The following is a 19,273-nucleotide window of genomic DNA, read 5'->3' as shown; positions in this document are numbered from 1 at the left end:
CATCGGATGAGTGCAGAGTAGTCGGCCCGGCGGTCGCGGGGGAGACCCCGTTCACCGGTCGGCGAGCCGGGTCTGCGCCTCCCGCCACGGCGCCGTGTCGCCCCGCGGCTCGTACCGGGTGAGCGGCTGGGTACGGGTGAGCAGCCGCCGCCCGCTCGCGAGATCGCCGACGAGACCGTGGGCCCGGGCCTGGACCAGCACGTTCCCCAGCGCCGCCGCCTCCGTCGGGCCCGCCACCACGGGCAGCCCGCAGGCGTCGGCGGTCAGCTGGCACAGCAGCGCGTTCCGGGTGCCGCCCCCGACCACGTGCACGACGTCGACCGGGTGACCCGCCAGCCGCTGCGCGTCCTCGACCGCCCTGCGGTGCGCGAGGGCGAGCGAGTCGAGGATGCACCGGGTGATCTCGGCGGGCGTCCCCGGAACCGGCTGCCCCGAGGCGCGGCACGCCTCGGCGATCCGCTCCGGCATCCGGCCCGGCGCCAGGAACGCCGCGTCCCCCGCGTCCACCACCGACCGCAGCGCGGGCACCTTGGCCGCCTCCAGCAGCAGCCCGCCCAACTCCGGCTCGCCCCAGGCCCGTACGCACTCCTGCAGCAGCCACAGCCCCATGATGTTCCGCAGATAGCGGACCGTGCCGTCCAGCCCGAGCTCATTGGTGAAGTTGGCCGCCCGGCTCTCCTCGCCCAGCACGGGCGCGTCCAGCTCGAGCCCCGCCAGCGACCAGGTCCCGGTGCAGATGTACGCGAACCGCTCCCCGTCCGCCGGCACCGCGGCCACCGCGGACGCCGTGTCGTGCGAGCCGACCGTCGTCACCGGCACCGGACCCGTGAGCCCCGTCTCCTCCAGCACCTCCGCCCGCAGCACACCCGCCGGATCGCCGGGCTGCCGCAGCGGCGCGAACAGCCCGAGGTCGACGCCCAGCCGGGAGGCGACGTCGTACGACCACCCGCGCGTGCGGGGGTCGATCAGCTGGGTCGTCGAGGCGTTGGTCAGCTCGGTGCCCTGCTCGCCGGTCAACCAGTACGACAGCAGATCGGGAATGAGCAACAGGCGCCGAGCGGCCGCGAGTTGGGCGGAATCCCGGGCCGCGACCAACTGGTACAGCGTGTTGAAGGGCGCGTACTGCAACCCGGTCGCCGCGTACAACCGCTCGGCGGGCAGGGTCGCCCACACCTTCTCCGCGACACCCTCGGTGCGGGAGTCCCGGTAGTGCACCGGGTTGCCCAGCAGCGCCCCGTCGGCGTCCAGCAGCCCGTAGTCCACGGCCCAGCTGTCGATGCCGACCGAGTCGACCTGCCCGGCAGCCCTGAGGCCGTCCAGCACACCCCCGTACAGCGCGAGCACGTCCCAGCGCAGCCCCTCCGGAACGCGCACCGGCCGGTTCACGAACCGGTGCGCCTCGGACAGCTCCAGGCTGTCGGGGCCGACACTGCCGACCATGACACGCCCGCTGGACGCGCCGAGGTCGACCGCGGCGTACGACTTCACCGCGCCGCTCATCGCAGGAACGCGGCCGCGACGCCGGCGTCGACCGGGACGTGCAGGCCGGTGGTGTGCGTCAGCTCTCCGCCGGTCAGCGCGAACACGGCGTTCGCGACGTGCTCGGGCAGCACCTCACGCTTGAGGATGGTCCGCTGCGCGTAGAACTCGCCCAGCTTCTCCTCCGGCACCCCGTACACGGCCGCGCGCTGCGCGCCCCAGCCGCCCGCGAAGATCCCGGATCCGCGCACCACACCGTCCGGGTTGACCCCGTTGACGCGGATGCCGTGCTCACCCAGCTCGGCGGCCAGCAGCCGCACCTGATGGGCCTGGTCGGCCTTGGTGGCGGAGTAGGCGATGTTGTTGGGACCGGCGAAGACGGCGTTCTTGGAGGCGATGTAGACGATGTCGCCCCCCAGCTCCTGCGCGATCATCACCCGGGCCGCCTCGCGCGAGACGAGGAAGGAACCGCGGGCCATGATGTCGTGCTGCAGGTCCCAGTCCCTCGCCGAGGTCTCCAGCAGCGGCTTGGAGATCGAGATGCCCGCGTTGTTGACGACCAGGTCGACCCCGCCGAACGCGAGCACGGCCGCCTTGAACGCCTCCGCGATCTGCTCCTCGGACGTCACGTCTACGGTCACGGCGACGGCCTTGTCCGATCCGCCCAGCTCCTCGGCCACGGCGGCCGCGTTCTCGGCGTTCAGATCGGCGACGACGACACAGGCGCCCTCACCGACCAGCCGCTCGGCGATCGCCTTCCCGATCCCGCTGCCGGCCCCCGTCACCAGCGCCACCCGCGTCGCCAGCGGCTTGGGCCTCGGCATCCGCTGGAGCTTGGCCTCCTCCAGCGCCCAGTACTCGATGCGGAACTTCTCCGACTCCTCGATCGGCGCGTACGTCGACACCGCCTCGGCGCCCCGCATCACGTTGATGGCGTTGACGTAGAACTCGCCGGCCACGCGCGCGGTCTGCTTGTCCTTGCCGAACGAGAACATGCCCACCCCCGGCACCAGCACGATCGCCGGGTCCGCGCCCCGCATCGCGGGGGAGTCGGGCAGCGCGTGCCGCTGGTAGTAGGCCGCGTACTCCTCGCGGTACTCGGCGTGCAGCTCCTTGAGGCGGGCGACGGCCTCCTCCAGCGGCGCGCTGGGCGGCAGGTCGAGGACGAGCGGCCGTACCTTCGTCCGAAGGAAGTGGTCCGGGCACGAGGTACCCAGCGCGGCCAGCCGCGGATGCTCGGCCCGCGCGACGAAGTCGAGCACGACGTCCGCGTCGGTGAAGTGCCCGACCTGCGGCTTGTCCCGGGAAGCGAGGGCCCGGACGTACGGCGCCAGCGCGGCGGCCCGCTCCCGGCGCTCGTCGTCGGGCAGCGCCTCGTAGCCCTCGATCACCGGCCCGAACGGCTCAGGCCTGCCGCGCTCCGCCAGGAACGCCTCCGCGGTCCGGATGATGTGCAGCGAGTTGCGCTCGCACTCCTCGGAGGTCTCTCCCCACGCCGTGATCCCGTGTCCGCCGAGCACGCAGCCGATGGCCTGCGGGTTGGCCTCCTTCACGGCCGCGATGTCCAGGCCCAGCTGGAACCCGGGCCGCCGCCACGGCACCCACACCACACTGTCCCCGAAACACTCCGCGGTCAGCTTCTCCCCGTCGGCGGCGCAGGCCAGCGCGATCCCGGAGTCGGGGTGCAGATGGTCGACGTGCGCGGCCTCGACGAGCCCGTGCATGGCCGTGTCGATGGAGGGAGCGGCACCGCCCTTGCCGTGCAGGCAGTAGTCGAACGCGGCGACCATCTCGTCCTCGCGCTCCACGCCCGGGTACACCCCCTTGAGTGCCCGCAACCGGTCGAGCCGCAGGACGGCCAGTCCGGCCTCCGTCAGCGTCCCGAGGTCACCACCGGACCCCTTGACCCACATCAACTCGACGTCACCACCGGTCACGGGATCGGTCTCGGTGCCCTTCGCCGAGGCGTTTCCGCCGGCGTAGTTGGTGTTACGGGGATCGGAGCCGAGCCGATGCGAACGGGCCAGCAGAGCGGCGGCTTCGGGGTGGGGTGCCATGAGCGGGTCTCTTCCTTGCTTCGTCGGAACGGTGGGAGAACGAGAGGCGGGGGAGTCAGGCGCCCCAGCCGGCCTGGGTGCCGCCGACTCGTTCGGCGGCGATGCGCTGCTGCCATCCGGAGCGGTGGTAGGCGGCGATCGGGTCGGGGTCGAGGCCGATGTCCTCGCGGAGTTCGGCGAGGAGGGGGCGTACGTCGGTGTTGTAGGCGTCCATGAGGACGGCGTTGGCGGTGAGGACGTCGCCGTCGCGCTGGGCTTGGGCGAGGGCGTCGCGGTCGACGAGGAGGGCCTTGGCGGTGGCTTCCTGGACGTTCATGACGGAGCGGATGATGGCGGGGATCTTGGCTTCGATGTTGTGGCACTGGTCGAGCATGAAGGCGATGTCTTGGGTGTAGCCGCCGCCTCGGATGACTTCGTACATGATGCGGAAGAGCTGGAAGGGGTCGGCGGCGCCGACCATGAGGTCGTCGTCGGCGTAGAAGCGGGAGTTGAAGTCGAAGCCGCCGAGTTTGTTCTCGCGCAGGAGGGTGGCGACGATGAACTCGATGTTGGTGCCGGGTGCGTGGTGGCCGGTGTCCACGACGACCTGTGCCTTTTCGCCGAGCTTGAGGCAGTGGGTGTAGGCGGTGCCCCAGTCGGGGACGTCGGTGGAGTAGAAGGCGGGTTCGAAGAACTTGTACTCCAACAGCATCCGCTGGTTCTCGCCGAGCCGCTGGTAGACCTCGGCGAGAGCCTCCGCGAGGCGGTCCTGGCGGGCGCGGAGGTCGTCCTGGCCGGGGTAGTTGGTGCCGTCGGCGAACCACAGTTTGAGGTCGCGGGAGCCGGTGGCGTCCATGATGTCGACGCATTCCAGCAGGTGGTCGACGGCTTTGCGGCGTACGGCCGCGTCGGGGTGGCAGATGCTGCCGAGCTTGTAGTCGTCGTCCTGGAAGGTGTTGGAGTTGATCGCCCCCAGGGCCACTCCCTGCTCCCGGGCGAACGCCGCGAGCTTCCCGTAGTCGTCGACCTTGTCCCACGGAATGTGCAGGGCGACCGTCGGCGCCACGCCAGTGAACTCGTGCACCTTCGCCGCGTCCCGCAGCTTCTCCCAGGGATCGCGCGGCACGCCGGGCTGGGCGAAGACCTTGAAGCGCGTGCCGGAGTTGCCGTAGGCCCACGACGGGGTCTCGATCTTCTGTGCCGCGAGTGCTGTCTTCACGGCGGACGGGTCTGGCATGACCACCTCTGAACACTGTTTGAATCGTTTCAGGGAAACTAATCGCAGCAGTGCGACGCCGTCAAGGTGTCGACGCGACCACGTAGGTGAGGTTTACGAAAACCGGATCATCAGCAGTCGGACCCCTTGACGGAGTGTCACGACGGGCTCACCATTCCGTGAAACGATTCACGCACCCTTCCGGGCCGGGACGCCGCACGGGGACTGCTGGCCCCCCGTCGACTGGACTGCCCGCCCGCACCCGGGCCGACATGCAACTGCCGGGCGGCGAGCAGCCGTTCGAGGTCGGCTCGGGCCACCCCACCTTCCGGCGGCCCTACACCGCTCCCGCCTGGCCGCCCACCGCCGTACGGCATCCGTTCGCCGGTCCCGAGTGACCGCGGCGGAGGTGCTCAGGCCAGGAAGGCGGGCCTGAGCACCTCCTCGCACCACTGGCGGAAACCGGTCGGGCTCGGCTGTGCGGTGCGGTGCTCCGCGTCGTAGGCCCCCTCGTTCTGGGCCACGGCCATGTCGGCCACGCCCTGGGCCATGGCCCGGCTCGCCCCGTGCTCCAGCATCATCGACCTGTACGCGTCGATCGGGACCTGCTGGTAGCGGACCGGCAGCTCCAGTACGTCGCCGAGGACCTCCGCCATGCCGTCGGGAGTGAGGGAGTCGGGGCTGACCACCGGTACGCCGCCCTGTCCGCTCCAGGTGTCGTCGAGCAGCAGTTCGGCGCCTCGCTCGGCGATGTCGCGGGTGGCGACCAGGGCCAGGGTGCGGTCCCGGCGGCTCGGCAGGAAGAAGGTGCCCTGGTTCTTGATCGTGTCGAGCTGACGGAGCAGGTTCTCCATGAAGGCCGGGGGCCGCAGCGCCCGGGACTTCACAGCCGTGCCGGCGATCAGTTCCTCGGCCGCCCGCGCCGCCGACAGGTGCCCCGCGTTCTTCTCGATGCCCTGACCCATGGTCGACACGCACACGACACGGTCCACGCCATGCCTGACGATCGCCTCGCACGCCGACCGGGTCGGGTCCAGATACTGGCGCTCGAGGTTCTCCGTGCGCGGATCCGGCGGTATCACCCAGAACACGGCCTCCGCGCCCGTGAAGGCCTTCATGAGGACATCGGGGTCGGCGTGTGAGCCCTGGACGACCTCGACCCGCTCCCGCACCTCGGGGGCGAGCCGGCCGGGATCCCTCACGATCACACGGACCGGCTGCTCGGCTGCGAGGACACGGTCGACGACCTGGCGGCCGATCTGACCGGTGGGCGTGGTGATGACAAGCATACAGAAGCTCCAAAACGGTTCGCTGGAAGCGCGGTTCACGCCCCGTCGCCTGCGGCGGTACCGGGGGACCGCGTACCTCGATCCTGCGCCGCGATCCTGCGCCTTGGAAGGATCGACCGGGTCCCGCTTGTTACCCTCCGGGTCATACCGAAGGAGGTCCACGGCCATGGAGTCCCGGTCACTGCGCTATTTCGTCGCGGTCGCGGAGGAACTGAACTTCGCCCGCGCCGCCGAACGGCTGGGCATCTCCGCCCCGCCCCTCTCCCGCGCCATCCGCAAACTCGAGACGGACCTCGGCATCACCCTTTTCGAGCGTACGACCCACAGCGTCACCCTCACCCCGCCCGGCACCGTCCTGCTGGCGGAGGCCCGGATCGCCCTGGACGCCCTCCAGGCGGCCGGCCGGCGAGCCCAGCGCGCGGCCGACCCGGAGCCCAAGCTCGTCCTGACCGTCAAGGCCGACGGCGCGGCGGGTCTGTTGGATGCCATCCTGGCCCGCTACGCCACCGAGCCGGCGGCCCGGCCCGTCACGGTCCGCCTCTCCGGCTGGGGCGAACAGGCCCGGCTCCTGCGTGCGGGCGAGGCGGACGCGGCCCTCGTCTACGAACCCTTCGACCGCACCGGCCTGGACGCCGAGACGGTGACCGTCGAACCCCGCCTCGCCGCGCTGCCGGCAACCCACCCGCTCGCGGACCGCGACGACCTCACCCTCGCCGATCTCGCCCTCCCGGGCGTCGAACCGGGCGACTCGGGTGGCCTGTGCCGCTACCTGGACGCGATCATGGAGCAGTACGCGGTCACAGACCTGGCCCAACTGCTCGCGCTCGTCGAATTCGGCGATCTGGTGACGCTGCTCCCGGAGTCGGTCACGACCCGCTACCCCCGGCCGGGCGTGGCCTACCGCGAACTCCCGGACGCCCCGCCGGCCACCCTCTCCATCGCCTGGCCCCAGCACTCCCGCTCGACGGCCACGGCGGCCCTGGTCCGCGTCGCCACGTCAGTGGCGCCCCTCCAGGAGGCGGCCGAAGGAACGGTCACCAAGCAGCGGGGCTGAGCGGCCCCGGGAGAGGGTGACGGCGGTCCGAACCGGTGATCTACGCTCCCCACCCGGCCTGCTGCCCGCCGACCCGCTCCTCGACGATCTTCTCGGCCCAGCCGGAGCGGTGGTAGGCGGCGATCGGGTCGGGGTCGAGGCCGATGTCCTCGCGGAGTTCGGCGAGGAGGGGTCGTACGTCGGTGTTGTAGGCGTCCATGAGGACGGCGTTGGCGGTGAGGACGTCGCCGTCGCGCTGGGCTTGGGCGAGGGCGTCGCGGTCGACGAGGAGGGCCTTGGCGGTGGCTTCCTGGACGTTCATGACGGAGCGGATGATGGCGGGGATCTTGGCTTCGATGTTGTGGCACTGGTCGAGCATGAAGGCGATGTCTTGGGTGTAGCCGCCGCCTCGGATGACTTCGTACATGATGCGGAAGAGCTGGAAGGGGTCGGCGGCGCCGACCATGAGGTCGTCGTCGGCGTAGAAGCGGGAGTTGAAGTCGAAGCCGCCGAGTTTGTTCTCGCGCAGGAGGGTGGCGACGATGAACTCGATGTTGGTGCCGGGTGCGTGGTGGCCGGTGTCCACGACGACCTGTGCCTTCTCGCCGAGCTTGAGGCAGTGGGTGTAGGCGGTGCCCCAGTCGGGGACGTCGGTGGAGTAGAAGGCGGGTTCGAAGAACTTGTACTCCAGCAGCATCCGCTGGTTCTCGCCGAGCCGCTGGTAGACCTCGGCGAGAGCCTCCGCGAGGCGGTCCTGGCGGGCGCGGAGGTCGTCCTGGCCGGGGTAGTTGGTGCCGTCGGCGAACCACAGTTTGAGGTCGCGGGAGCCGGTGGCGTCCATGATGTCGACGCATTCCAGCAGGTGGTCGACGGCTTTGCGGCGTACGGCCGCGTCGGGGTGGCAGATGCTGCCGAGCTTGTAGTCGTCGTCCTGGAAGGTGTTGGAGTTGATCGCCCCCAGCCTCAGGCCGTGGTCCTCGGCGTACTTCGCCAGCGCGCCGTAGTCGTCGACCCTGTCCCACGGAATGTGCAGGGCGACCGTTGGCGCGACACCGGTGTGCGCGTGCACCTGCGCGGCGTCGGCCAGCTTCTCCTGCGGTGTACGGGGAACCCCCCGCTGGGCGAACACCTTGAACCGGGTCCCCGAGTTCCCGTACGCCCACGACGGTGTCTCGACTGCCTGGGTCTTGAGCGCGGACTTCACCGCGGCGAGCTCGGTCACTTCAGGGCTCCTGTGACGTCGGGTCGGAAGGCTTCAGTATGAATCGATTCAGGAGGGGAAGCTTAGGCCGGTTGTGCAGGGTGTCAAGCGTTCGCGCACACCCTGTTGCCCGTGGCCTGACCGTGACCTTTGGCTCTCGAAGGACTCTCGAAATATTTTCGGGGCCCACCCATTGACGTGACAAGCTCGCCGCGCCTAACGTCCCGGCAACCAAGTTGAAACCTTTCACGACGCCGTGAGGACCTCCCGAAGGTCACCTGGGGCGTCGTCGAGGAGCCCCTCATGACCCACCCGTCCGACACGGGTCCGGCCCCGGTGCTGGCGCTCGAGGACATCTCGAAGTCCTTCGGCGCCGTGCGTGCCCTGCGGGACGTGTCCCTGGAACTGTTCCCCGGCGAGGTGCACGCCCTCGCCGGTGAGAACGGTGCGGGCAAGTCCACCCTGATCAAGACCCTCGCCGGGGTGCACCGGCCGGACGCCGGCCGGGTACTGCTCGACGGTGAGCCCGTCGTCTTCCACGGCCCCGGTGACGCCCGCGACGCCGGCATCGCCGTGATCTACCAGGAGCCCACGCTCTTTCCCGACCTTTCGATCGCCGAGAACATCTTCATGGGCCGCCAGCCCCGGCGCGCCCTCGGCCGGATCGACCACAAGGCCACGCACGCGGCGACCCTGGCGCTGATGCAGCGCCTCGGGGTCGAACTCGACCCCGACCGCCCGGCGCGCGGCCTGTCCATCGCCGACCAGCAGATCGTCGAGATCGCCAAGGCCCTCTCCTTCGACGCCCGGGTCCTGATCATGGACGAACCGACGGCCGCCCTCACCGGAAGCGAGGTCGCCCGGCTCTTCGGTGTCGTGCGCACCCTGCGCGAACAGGGCGCCGCGGTGCTGTTCATCTCGCACCGGCTGGAGGAGATCTTCGAGATCTGCCAGCGGGTCACCACCCTGCGCGACGGGGCCTGGATCTCCAGCGAGCCGATCGAGGGCATGACCGAGGACGACCTGGTGCGCCGCATGGTCGGCCGCGACCTCGACGAGCTCTACCCCAAGCAGGACGTCAAGCCCGGTCAAGTCGCCCTGAGCGTAAGGCGGTTGACGCGGGAGGGCGTCTTCACCGACATCTCCTTCGAGGTGCGCCACGGAGAGATCGTCGGTCTCGCCGGACTCGTCGGCGCCGGTCGCACGGAGGTGGCGCGCGCCGTCTTCGGCATCGACCGCTGGGACGCCGGCGAGGTCGAGGTCGAGGGGCGCAAGCTCACCAACGGCGCCCCCTCCACCGCGATGGCCGCGGGCCTCGCCCTCGTCCCTGAGGACCGGCGGGCCCAGGGCCTGGTGATGGACATGTCCATCGAGCGCAACATCGGCCTCACCGGCCTCCGTACGACCGTCAGGGCCGGCCTGATGGACCGGGGCGCCGAGCGCAGCCGCTCCCTCGACTGGGCGGTCAAGCTCCAGGTGAAGTACGCCCGGATCGCCGACACCGTCAACACCCTGTCCGGCGGCAACCAGCAGAAGGTCGTCCTCGCCAAGTGGCTCGCCACCGGGCCGAAGGTGCTGATCGTCGACGAGCCCACCCGGGGCATCGACGTGGGCACCAAGGCCGAGGTGCACCGGCTGCTCAGCGAGCTGGCCGCCGACGGCGTGGCCGTCCTGATGATCTCCTCCGACCTGCCCGAGATCCTCGGCATGGCCGACCGCGTGCTCGTGATGCACGAGGGCCGCCTCGCCGCCGAGATCCCACGCGCCGAAGCCACCGAGGAAACCGTGATGGCCGCAGCCACCGGGAGGGCCGCCGCATGACGGTGACCACTCCCAGCGAAACCCCCGTCGCCGAGGTGCCCAGGTCCAGCGGCACCCGGCTCGTCGACCGCGTGTTCAAGATGCGCGAACTCGCCATCCTGGTCGTCTTCCTGGTGATGATCGTCGTCACCCAGATCGGCAACAGCGACTTCCTGTCCGAACAGGGCATCAAGGACCTGCTGCTGAACGCGACCATCCTGGTCCTGGTCGCCACCGGCCAGTCCCTGGTGGTGATCACGAGGAACGTCGACCTGTCCGTCGGCTCCACCCTCGGCATCGCCGCCTTCGCCGCCGGCGACTACCTCCACGGCGGCGGGAACGCGGTCGTCGCCGTCGTCCTGGCGGTGCTGCTGGGCATCGGCTTCGGCCTGCTCAACGGTCTGCTCGTCAGTCTCGGCCAGGTTCCGGCCCTCGTCGTCACCCTGGGCACGCTCTACATCATCCGCGGCATCGACTCCATCTGGGTCGGCTCCCGCCAGATCACGGCGGCCGACCTGCCGGGCGGCTTCGTGGACTTCGGCTCCGGCGGCATCTCCGCGGTGCCGTGGCTGGCGCTGATCGCGCTGGCGGTGCTGGTGGCCACGGCGTACTACCTCAAGCACTTCGGCAGCGGGCGGGAGCTGTACGCGCTCGGCTCCAACCCGGAGGCCGCGCGGCTGGCCGGTATCCCGGTCCGCAAGCGGATCCTCGCCGCGTACACCTTCTGCGGCGCGCTCGCCGGCCTCGCGGGCGCCATGTACCTGGCTCGCTTCGGCAACGTCGACTCCGGGACCGGCACCGGTTACGAACTCACCGTCGTCAGCGCGGTCGTGGTCGGTGGTGTCGTCTTCACCGGCGGCTCCGGCAGCGTGTACGGGGCGGCGCTGGGCGCTCTGCTGCTGACCTCCATCAACAGCGTGCTGCCCGCTCTCGGTGTCAGCTCGGTGTGGGTGCTCGCCATCAACGGCGTCCTGCTCATCCTCGCCATCTCGGTCGACCGGATCGTCGCGCTGCGCGTGGCCTCCGCGCTGAAGAAGTCGGCCGCGAAGAAGACGGCCCTGCAGAAGGGGAACGCCCGCCATGCCTGACTCCCTCACGCGCGCGGTCCGCTGGGACACGGTCGTCGGCGCCCTCCTGGTCGTGCTGTTGCTGCTGTCGTTCGGCACGGTGGACGGCTTCGGCAACGCCCTGAACCTCTCCTTCCTCATCGGCAACACCCTGCCGATCGCCCTGGTCGCCCTGCCCATGACGATGCTGGTCGTCTCCGGTGAGATCGACATGTCCGTCGCCTCCACGGCCGGCCTGTCCGGCGCGGTGATGGGCAAGCTGTGGAACGAGGGCATGGCGATCGAGACGATCATCCCGCTGTGCCTGCTGCTGGGCCTGGTCTGCGGGCTGGTCAACGGCCTGCTGGTGACCCGGCTCGGGCTGCCCTCCCTCGCCGTCACCATCGGCACCCTCGCCGCCTACCGGGGCATCGCACAGATCGTGCTCGGCTCCGACGCGGTGACCGACTTCCCCTCCCAGTACCTGAACTTCGCGGCCGGACGGCTCGGGAACACGTTCCTCCCGCAGGCATTCCTGCCCTTCCTCGTCCTGCTCGTCATCGCCGTGGTCGTCCTGCACGCCACGCCGTTCGGGCGGTCGCTGTTCGCCATCGGGGCGAGCGAGGAGGCGGCGCGGTTCGCCGGGATCCGGGTCAAGCGCCACAAGCTCATCCTGTTCATGGCGACGGGACTGATGGCGTCCCTGACCGGGATCTTCTGGGCGCTGCACTACGCCAGTGCGCGGTACGACAACGCGACCGGGCTCGAACTGTCGGTGGTCGCCGCGGTGTTGCTCGGTGGCATCGACTTCGACGGGGGCAAGGGGACGCTGGGCGGTGCGATCGCCGGTGTCTTTCTGCTCGGGGCGTTGCAGAACGTGATGAGCCTGCTCAACGTTTCGGCGCAGTCGCAGATCGTTGTGACCGGTGTGTTGCTCGTGGTGTCCGTGTTGGGACCGCGGGTTGCTCGCCAGATCTCCATAGCGAGGGCAGCTGCTCGCTCCGCTGGATAGGTCGTTCGTCAACTGCGGGCCGGCTGTGGCTGGTCGCGCCCGCGCGGCGGAGCCGCAGATCGACTCCGCCCGCGCCCCTGAGGGGCGCGTCCAAGCTCACCCCTTTACCAAAGGACTCCATGCCATGCGTAAGTCATCCCTTCGTCGTGCCTGCGCGGCGCTCGCCGCCGGAACCTCCCTCGCCCTGGCTCTCACCGCCTGCGGCGGGACCACCAAGAACAACTCCAAGAGTGACGACGCGGCGGCCACCTCCACCGCCAAGGCCGACCCGAACGCCGCGCTGAAGAAGGGCCTGACCGTCGGGTTCCTGCCCAAGCAGGTCAACAACCCGTACTTCACCTCCGCCGACAAGGGCGGCGAGAAGGCGCTCACCGAACTCGGCAGCAAGTACAAGGAGGTCGGCCCCTCCAGCGCCACCGACACCTCCGGGCAGGTCTCCTACGTCAACACGCTCACCCAGCAGCAGGTGAACGCGATGGCCGTGTCCGCGCAGGACCCGGGCGCCCTGTGCACCGCGCTGAAGCAGGCCATGAGCAACGGCATCAAGGTCGTCACCTACGACTCCGACACCAAGCCGGACTGCCGCAACGCCTTCGTCTCACAGGCCTCCGCCGAGGACCTCGGCCGTACCGAGGTGCAGCTGCTGGCCCAGCAGATCGGTTACAAGGGCGAGATCGCGATCCTGTCGGCCGCGCAGACCGCGACCAACCAGAACGTGTGGATCGACTTCATGAAGAAGGAACTGGCGGACCCCAAGTACAAGAACATCAAGCTGGTCAAGATCGCCTACGGCAACGACGACGCCCAGCAGTCCTTCCAGCAGACCCAGGGCCTGCTGCAGCAGTACCCGAACCTGAAGGGGATCATCTCCCCGACCACCGTCGGCATCAAGGCCGCCGCCCAGTACCTGTCCGGCTCCAAGTACAAGGGCAAGGTCAAGCTCACCGGCCTCGGCACCCCCAACGACATGCGCAACTACGTCAAGAACGGCACCGTCGAGGGCTTCGAGCTGTGGGACCCGGCGAAGCTCGGCGACCTCGCCGCCCGCACCGCCGTGGCGCTGGCCTCCGGTCAGATCACCGGCAAGGAGGGCGAGACGTTCAAGGCCGGCTCGACCACGTACACCATCGGCAAGGACGGCGTGATCACGCTCGGCAAGCCGACCGTGTTCACCGCGAAGAACATCGACCAGTTCAACTTCTAGGCCCCTTCGTCCCGTTCGGGAGCTGGTACTTCATGCAGCGCGTCTGTTTCCTCCTCAAGGTCCGCGAGGACCGGCTCGCCGAGTACCGCGAACGCCATGCCGCCGTGTGGCCGGAGATGCTTCAGGCGCTCTCCGCCACCGGCTGGCACAACTACTCCCTCTTCCTGCGCGACGACGGCCTGCTCGTGGGCTATCTGGAGACCGAGGACTTCGCCGCCGCCCAGGCCGGCATGGAGGCCACCGACGTCAACGCCCGCTGGCAGGCGGAGATGGCGCCGTTCTTCGAGTCGCTGGACGGCGCCCGGCCCGACGAGGCCATGAAACCGCTCACGGAAGTGTTCCACCTCGCCTGACCGTCCCCGCCGATCGTCCCCGCCCCCTCGCTGGAGCCGCTCATGAAGAGACGCACCGTGCTCGCCACCGCCATACTGGCGGCCGTGGCAACACCGGGCATCGCACGGGCCGCCGATCCCGGCCCCTCCGTCAGCAGGAAGAGCACCACCCAACTCGACTCCCAGGCGGTCTTCTTCGTCTCCTACGACGGTCTGGTCAACAACAACTCGTTCCAGAAGAACGGCCTGTTGACCTACAAGGGCTACCAGTACGCCGTCTGGTACACCGCGACGGGCAACGCCGTGGTCGGCCGGCGCGCCCTCGGCGCGAGCAACTGGTCGACCGTGACCCTCTCCCACGTCCTGAAGACCAGCGACTCCCACAACGTCATCTCCATGGGCGTGTCCAAGGTCGACGGACGGCTGCACCTGAACATGGACTCGCACAGCGACGGCTACTTCTACGTGAAGTCCGTCGCCGGTCTGCTGGACAACCCCGGTACCACCGGCTGGACTTCGTCGGTCTTCGGCTCCGTCCAGACGTCCCTGGACGGCCTCGCCCTGACCTCGCAGTTCACCTACCCGCAGTTCGTCTCCACCCCCGAGGGCAGGCTCCAGCTCAGCTACCGGGTCGGCATCTCCGGCAACGGCCGCAACGCGCTTGCCGAGTACGACGGTTCGAGCTGGACGGCGCTGGGGGAGTGGTCCAGCTCCACGGGCACGTACACCAGCTCACACGGCACCTCGACGGCCCGCAACATGTATCTGCACGGCATCGACTACGACGCGGGCGGCCGGCTGCACTCCTTCTTCACCTGGCGTGAGCAGAACGCTGCCGTGATGTGCAACAGCGGCGGCATCACCAACCACGACACGGGTTACGTGTACTCGACCGACCGGGGCCGCACCTGGCGCAACGACGCGGGCAGCCTGGTCGCCACCACCGGCACCGCGGAGACCGTCGCCGTCACGGACTCCGGACTGGTCGTCGACTCCCTCAACCCCGACCACTCCCTGATGAACCAGGAGAGCCAGTGGACGGACTCCACGGGCCTCCCGCACGCGATCATCAGCTACGTCCCCGGCCGCTTCGGCCAGTGCACCACGAACTACGTCGCGGACCGCACCGCCAACGGCCGGGCCTTCCACCTCCGCAAGAACGCGTCGGGCACCTGGCAGAAGACGGAGATCCCCGTCGCCCTGAACTCCAGCCAGCGCACCAAGCTGGTCCTGGACAAGTACGACAACGCGTACGCGGTCTTCCCCCACGGCCGCATCGCCGCCGCGTCGAAGGCGTCCGGGTACACCGACTGGACACTGCTGTACGACGGCGGTGACCTCGACGCCTTCGGCGAGGTCGTCATCGACGAGCTGCGGGTGGGGTACGACAACGTCCTGTCGTTCATGTACCAGGAGAAGTCGAGCGGCACGACCCCGTCGGCGCTGCATGTCGTCGACTTCGCACTGCCCTCGTGACCGGCGCCGATGTGCGGGGCGATGACGGTAATGTGAAGGTCTTCTTCCCGCCGTCCCGCGTTCCTCTGGAGGTCCCTGCCTGATGGCCCAGTCGGTGGGTATCAAGGACGTCGCCCGTGCCGCCGGAGTCTCCGTCGGCACGGTGTCCAACGTCATCAACCGTCCGGACACGGTCGCGACCGAGACCCGGGCCCGGGTGCAGTCCGCGATAGACCGGCTCGGGTACGTCCGCAGCGAGTCCGCGCGCCAGTTGCGCGCGGGCCGCAGCCGGATCATGGGGCTGCTCGTGCTCGACATGGGCAACCCGTTCTTCGTCGACGTGGCGCGCGGGGCCGAGCGCGCCGCGCGTGACGCCGGGCTCGGCGTGATGGTCTGCAACAGCGCGCAGAGCGCCGGCGAGGAGGCGGAGTACCTCTCGCTCTTCGCCGAGCAGCGGGTGCGGGGCGTGCTGCTCACCCCCGCGGACGCGACCGGCCGCAACATCGAGACGTTCCGCCGGCACAACATCCCCTTCGTCCTCGTCGACCGGGTGGCCGAGGGGACGACCGAGTGCTCGGTCTCCGTCGACGACGTGGCGGGCGGTGCGCTCGCCGTGCGCCATCTGGTCGACGCCGGGCACCGCTCCATCGCCTACGTCAGCGGTCCGCCCGGCCTCAACCAGGTCCGCGACCGCCGCACGGGCGCCCTGAACGCGCTCGCCGAGGCGGGCCTCGGCCCCGAGTGCCTGCGTGAGCTGCCCACCGAGCGACTGGACGTGGCCGCGGGCCGGGACGCCGGGGCCCGTCTGCTCGGCCTCGCCGACCGCCCCAGCGCCGTCTTCTGCGCCAACGACCTGCTGGCCCTCGGCGTACTGCAGGCCATGTACGCGGCCGGCGTCACCGTCCCGGACGACCTCGCCATCGTCGGCTACGACGACATCGAGTTCGCGGCCGCCGCCGCCGTCCCGCTCACCTCCGTACGCCAGCCCGCCGTCACCATGGGCGCCCTGGCGGCGGATCTGCTGCTGGAGGAGACGGAGGCGGAGGGCGGGGGCAGGCGGCACGAGCACCGGCGTGTCGTCCTCCAGCCGGAGCTGGTCGTACGGCGATCGAGTCTCTCGGCCCGCTGATCGCCTGTTCAGTAGGATTTCATGATCCCCGGGGTCGGCCGGCGGACGAACTTGTGGTGAAGTGGGACGCGACCGGAAGTCCGTCCGTCCCTGGAGATCAGTTGAGCGCCACGTACCGCCAGCCCGGCGTCGTCCTCACCGACCGCCACTTCACCGTGCCCCTCGACCACGACGACCCGGCGGGGGAGTCCATCGAGCTGTACGCCCGTGAGGTCGTCGCGGGTGAGAAGGTACGGCAGGACCTGCCCTGGCTGGTCTATCTGCAGGGCGGACCCGGATTCGGGGCGAATCGTTTCGTCGGGAAGCCGGCGTGGCTGGGGCGGGCCCTGAAGGAGTTCCGGGTCCTCCTCCTCGACCAGCGCGGCACCGGCCACTCCACGCCCGCCAACCGCCAGACCCTCCCGCTGCGCGGCGGGCCCGCCCAGCAGGCCGACTACCTCGCCCACTTCCGCGCCGACGCGATCGTCCGCGACTGCGAGGCCATCCGCCCCCAGGTCACCGGCGGCGCCCCCTGGACGGTGCTCGGCCAGAGCTTCGGCGGCTTCTGCACGGTCACCTACCTCTCCAGCGCCCCCGAGGGCCTGGCCGCCGCCGTGATCACCGGTGGTCTGCCCTCCCTCGACGCCCACGCCGACGACGTCTACCGAGCCGCCTATCCCCGCGTCGAGAGCAAGGTCGCCGCCCACTACGCCCGCTACCCGCAGGACATCGAGCGCGCCCGCCGTATCGCCGACCACCTGCTCACCCATGAGGTGACCCTGCCGAACGGCTACCGCCTCACGGTCGAGGCCTTCCAGTCCCTCGGCATCATGCTCGGCGGCAGCGAGGGCAGCCACCGCCTTCACCACCTTCTCGAACACGCCTTCGTCCGCACCCCGCGGGGCATGGCCCTCTCCGACGCCTTCCAGGAGGAGGTGCAGGGCAGCCTGTCGTTCGCGAGCCACCCCCTGTACGCCCTCGTCCACGAGGCGTGCTACGGCCAGGACGAGCGCCCCACCGCCTGGTCGGCGGAGCGGGTGCGGGCCGAGTTCCCGCAGTTCGACGCCGCCAAGACGCTGGCCGGCGACACCCCCCTGCTCTTCACCGGCGAATCGATCCACCCCTGGATGTTCGACTGCGACCCGGCACTGCGGCCCCTGCGTGAAACGGCCGAACTCCTCGCCGCCCGCACCGACTGGCCGCCGCTGTACGACCCCGTCCGCCTCGCCGCCAACGACGTCCCGGCCGCGGCGGCCGTCTACCACGACGACATGTACGTCGACACGGCCCACGCCCTGGAGACGGCCCGGACGATCCGGGGCCTGCGCACCTGGGTGACGAACGAGTTCGAGCACGACGGCGTCCGCGCGGGCGGCCCCCGGGTCCTGGACCGGCTGCTCGCCCTCACCCGCGACGAGGTATGACAGCACGCCGGCCGACTCGCCCGTCCGCCCCGTGACCGCGCAGAACGTGCTCAACGCCGCTCGCCGGTCGCGGTGTGCGCGATGACCGCGGAGACGATCGTCTCCCGGTCGGCTCGGTCGACCCCGTGCCCGGCGTCCTCGAGGGCCAGCAGTCGCGCGCCGGGAATCTCCTCGGCGAGCGCCTCGCCATGGGCCAGGGGGAACAGCGGATCCGCGGTTCCGTGGACCACCAGCGTGGGTACCGCGATCGACGACAGCGGCCGACGCGAGGGCTCGCCCTCGGCGAGCAGGTCGTGGTTGCGCACGGCGGCGAAGTCACGGGCACGCTCGACGTCGCGGCGGACGAGGTCCCGGACGGCGGCCTCGTCGAACGGACGCCGCCCTCCCGCGAGCAGGCGTGCGTACGCGACCTGGTGGTCGACCACCGAGGCCTTCTCCTTCCAGTCCACCTGCGCGGACGACACGAACCGCATGAACTCCTCGCTCGGCGGGGGCAGTTCGGGACCTCCGGGCACCGCCCGGGAGGTGCTGATGAGGACGAGCGAGAGAACGCGAGGCGCGTGGTCGAGCGCCGCCAGCTGTACCAAGGCCCCTCCGGCCGAGACCCCCACCAGATGGGCGGCCTCGATCCCGTAGGCGTCCAGAACCCCCACGGCGTCGCGCACCAGATCCGCACCGGTGTATCCGGGGCGGCCCGGTTCGTAGGTGACCGACCGGCCGGTGTCGCGATGGTCGTACCGGATCACGAACCGTCCGCCCTCGGCGAGCATCCGGCAGAACTCCTCGTCCCACCAGAGCATCGAGGCCCCGGTCCCCATGACGAGCAGCACCGGCGGGTCCGCCCGGTCACCGAAGGACTCGGTGTACAGGGAGACCCCGTGCGCGTCGATCATGCGCTCGGCCACCACCACAACGCTCGACTGGGGCTTCAGGCCGCGACGGCCAGGGGACCGAGGGTGCGGTACGGGCTCACGACCCGCCCGTCCGGCAGCAGTTCGCCGGTGTCGTCGAAGACGATCGTCCCGTTGCACAGCAGGCTCCACCCCTGTTCCGGGTGGGCCGCGACGACGGCGGCGGTGTGATGGTCGGGGCTGTCTGCGCTGGGGCACAAAGGCCGGTGGCTGCACATGATCTCTCTCCTCGATCCGTCTGGCTCCCGCCTGAAGTGGGCTCGTATCCGTGGTAGCCGAGTTTGTTTTCCGTTGTATGAGAAGACCCCCACAAGCCCGGAAACTCATCGGTGAGGTTCGGTTCCGCCGGGTCGTGGACGCCGGGAAGGCCCGTTGTCGGACCCGCGTGGGACCGTGGGGCGTGGCGGCGTGAGCACGCGAAGGGAGTCGTGTCATGGGCGACGTCGACGCGCAGTTCCTGCGGGGCCTGTTCGACGAGGAGGGCAGCCTGCATGCCGGCGGCCGGATCGCGCTGTACCGGCTCTACGGCCTGGAGGGCCTGCTGTATGTCGGCATATCGGTCGCTCCCCTCACCCGGGTGCGCACGCACCTGCGTGAGCAGCCGTGGGGTCCGCAGGTCATAGGGATACGGATCGGCTATCCCGACGACGCGGAAGCGGCCGAGCGAGAGGCGGTCTGGACCGAGCGCCCCAAGTACAACGTGGTCTTCAACGGCCGCCTCCCGCCC

At 70.1% G+C, this 19,273-nt stretch carries 17 protein-coding genes and 1 pseudogene; 11 read left to right on the top strand and 7 right to left on the bottom strand.

Going from position 1 to position 19,273, the window contains the following annotated elements; all coding sequences use genetic code 11:
* Positions 1 to 51: 51 nt before the first annotated feature.
* The 3 genes from GRC12_RS16280 to rhaI (GRC12_RS16270) are packed head-to-tail and all read right to left on the bottom strand — an operon-like array spanning position 52 to position 4,752.
* Positions 52 to 1,500: a rhamnulokinase gene (locus tag GRC12_RS16280; protein WP_208779974.1), complete on the bottom strand. Its 1,449-nt coding sequence runs from the start codon at positions 1,498 to 1,500 to the stop codon at positions 52 to 54.
* On the bottom strand, positions 1,497 to 3,536 hold the full coding sequence (locus GRC12_RS16275) for a bifunctional aldolase/short-chain dehydrogenase (protein WP_208779971.1): 2,040 nt from the start codon (positions 3,534 to 3,536) through the stop codon (positions 1,497 to 1,499). Before GRC12_RS16275 ends, GRC12_RS16280 begins: the two co-directional genes overlap by 4 nt.
* A 55-nt stretch (positions 3,537 to 3,591) precedes the next feature.
* Positions 3,592 to 4,752, bottom strand: coding sequence for an L-rhamnose isomerase (rhaI, locus tag GRC12_RS16270; protein ID WP_208779968.1), 1,161 nt, complete (start codon positions 4,750 to 4,752; stop codon positions 3,592 to 3,594).
* Between the two features lie 251 nt (positions 4,753 to 5,003).
* Here rhaI (GRC12_RS16270) and GRC12_RS46410 point away from each other — a divergent pair, with 251 nt between their 5' ends.
* Entirely contained in the window at positions 5,004 to 5,129 is a 126-nt protein-coding gene (locus tag GRC12_RS46410) for a hypothetical protein (RefSeq protein WP_280117479.1), read from the top strand.
* 15 nt (positions 5,130 to 5,144) lie between these two features.
* Here GRC12_RS46410 and GRC12_RS16265 read toward each other — a convergent pair whose 3' ends face one another.
* The gene (locus GRC12_RS16265) at positions 5,145 to 6,020 is read right to left on the bottom strand and encodes an NmrA family NAD(P)-binding protein (RefSeq protein WP_208779966.1); all 876 of its coding nucleotides are present in this window, start codon (positions 6,018 to 6,020) and stop codon (positions 5,145 to 5,147) included.
* Between the two features lie 166 nt (positions 6,021 to 6,186).
* Here GRC12_RS16265 and GRC12_RS16260 point away from each other — a divergent pair, with 166 nt between their 5' ends.
* Positions 6,187 to 7,074, top strand: coding sequence for a LysR family transcriptional regulator (locus GRC12_RS16260; RefSeq protein ID WP_208779964.1), 888 nt, complete (start codon positions 6,187 to 6,189; stop codon positions 7,072 to 7,074).
* Between the two features lie 40 nt (positions 7,075 to 7,114).
* Here GRC12_RS16260 and rhaI (GRC12_RS16255) read toward each other — a convergent pair whose 3' ends face one another.
* Positions 7,115 to 8,275 carry an L-rhamnose isomerase gene (gene rhaI / locus GRC12_RS16255; RefSeq protein WP_208779961.1) on the bottom strand — a complete coding sequence of 387 codons (1,161 nt, stop codon included), beginning with the start codon at positions 8,273 to 8,275 and terminating at the stop codon, positions 7,115 to 7,117.
* 282 nt (positions 8,276 to 8,557) lie between these two features.
* Here rhaI (GRC12_RS16255) and GRC12_RS16250 point away from each other — a divergent pair, with 282 nt between their 5' ends.
* From GRC12_RS16250 to GRC12_RS16215, 8 genes are all read left to right on the top strand, one after another.
* The gene (locus tag GRC12_RS16250) at positions 8,558 to 10,075 is read left to right on the top strand and encodes a sugar ABC transporter ATP-binding protein (protein ID WP_133043547.1); all 1,518 of its coding nucleotides are present in this window, start codon (positions 8,558 to 8,560) and stop codon (positions 10,073 to 10,075) included.
* A complete protein-coding gene (locus tag GRC12_RS16245; RefSeq protein ID WP_208779959.1) occupies positions 10,072 to 11,142 on the top strand; it encodes an ABC transporter permease in 1,071 nt (356 codons plus the stop codon). Before GRC12_RS16250 ends, GRC12_RS16245 begins: the two co-directional genes overlap by 4 nt.
* Entirely contained in the window at positions 11,135 to 12,112 is a 978-nt protein-coding gene (locus GRC12_RS16240) for an ABC transporter permease (protein WP_208779958.1), read from the top strand. Before GRC12_RS16245 ends, GRC12_RS16240 begins: the two co-directional genes overlap by 8 nt.
* A 124-nt stretch (positions 12,113 to 12,236) precedes the next feature.
* Positions 12,237 to 13,316 carry a rhamnose ABC transporter substrate-binding protein gene (gene rhaS / locus GRC12_RS16235; protein ID WP_208779956.1) on the top strand — a complete coding sequence of 360 codons (1,080 nt, stop codon included), beginning with the start codon at positions 12,237 to 12,239 and terminating at the stop codon, positions 13,314 to 13,316.
* A gap of 32 nt (positions 13,317 to 13,348) precedes the next feature.
* Positions 13,349 to 13,669: an L-rhamnose mutarotase gene (locus GRC12_RS16230; RefSeq protein WP_208779954.1), complete on the top strand. Its 321-nt coding sequence runs from the start codon at positions 13,349 to 13,351 to the stop codon at positions 13,667 to 13,669.
* Positions 13,670 to 13,711: 42 nt separating this feature from the next.
* Complete coding sequence (locus tag GRC12_RS16225) at positions 13,712 to 15,124, top strand: BNR repeat-containing protein (protein WP_208779953.1); 1,413 nt, start codon at positions 13,712 to 13,714, stop codon at positions 15,122 to 15,124.
* Between the two features lie 82 nt (positions 15,125 to 15,206).
* Positions 15,207 to 16,232, top strand: coding sequence for a LacI family DNA-binding transcriptional regulator (locus GRC12_RS16220; protein WP_208779951.1), 1,026 nt, complete (start codon positions 15,207 to 15,209; stop codon positions 16,230 to 16,232).
* Positions 16,233 to 16,333: 101 nt separating this feature from the next.
* Positions 16,334 to 17,635, top strand: a complete 1,302-nt coding sequence (locus GRC12_RS16215; protein WP_208779948.1) for an alpha/beta fold hydrolase — start codon at positions 16,334 to 16,336, stop codon at positions 17,633 to 17,635.
* A gap of 50 nt (positions 17,636 to 17,685) precedes the next feature.
* Here the strand turns inward: GRC12_RS16215 and GRC12_RS16210 are convergent, their stop codons facing one another.
* The gene (locus tag GRC12_RS16210; RefSeq protein WP_308286560.1) at positions 17,686 to 18,540 is read right to left on the bottom strand and encodes an alpha/beta fold hydrolase; all 855 of its coding nucleotides are present in this window, start codon (positions 18,538 to 18,540) and stop codon (positions 17,686 to 17,688) included.
* Positions 18,541 to 18,563: 23 nt separating this feature from the next.
* Complete coding sequence (locus GRC12_RS16205; RefSeq protein WP_208779945.1) at positions 18,564 to 18,764, bottom strand: DUF5999 family protein; 201 nt, start codon at positions 18,762 to 18,764, stop codon at positions 18,564 to 18,566.
* Positions 18,765 to 18,979: 215 nt separating this feature from the next.
* Between GRC12_RS16205 and GRC12_RS16200 the strand changes: the two are divergent.
* Positions 18,980 to 19,273: pseudogene (locus GRC12_RS16200) on the top strand (GIY-YIG nuclease family protein); the annotation flags it as partial.

The organism is Streptomyces griseorubiginosus (assembly GCF_017614965.1).
Classification (GTDB): domain Bacteria; phylum Actinomycetota; class Actinomycetes; order Streptomycetales; family Streptomycetaceae; genus Streptomyces; species Streptomyces griseorubiginosus_B.
The sequence above is the reverse complement of the archived record's forward strand: the minus strand, read 5'-3'. Positions and strand labels throughout refer to the sequence as shown.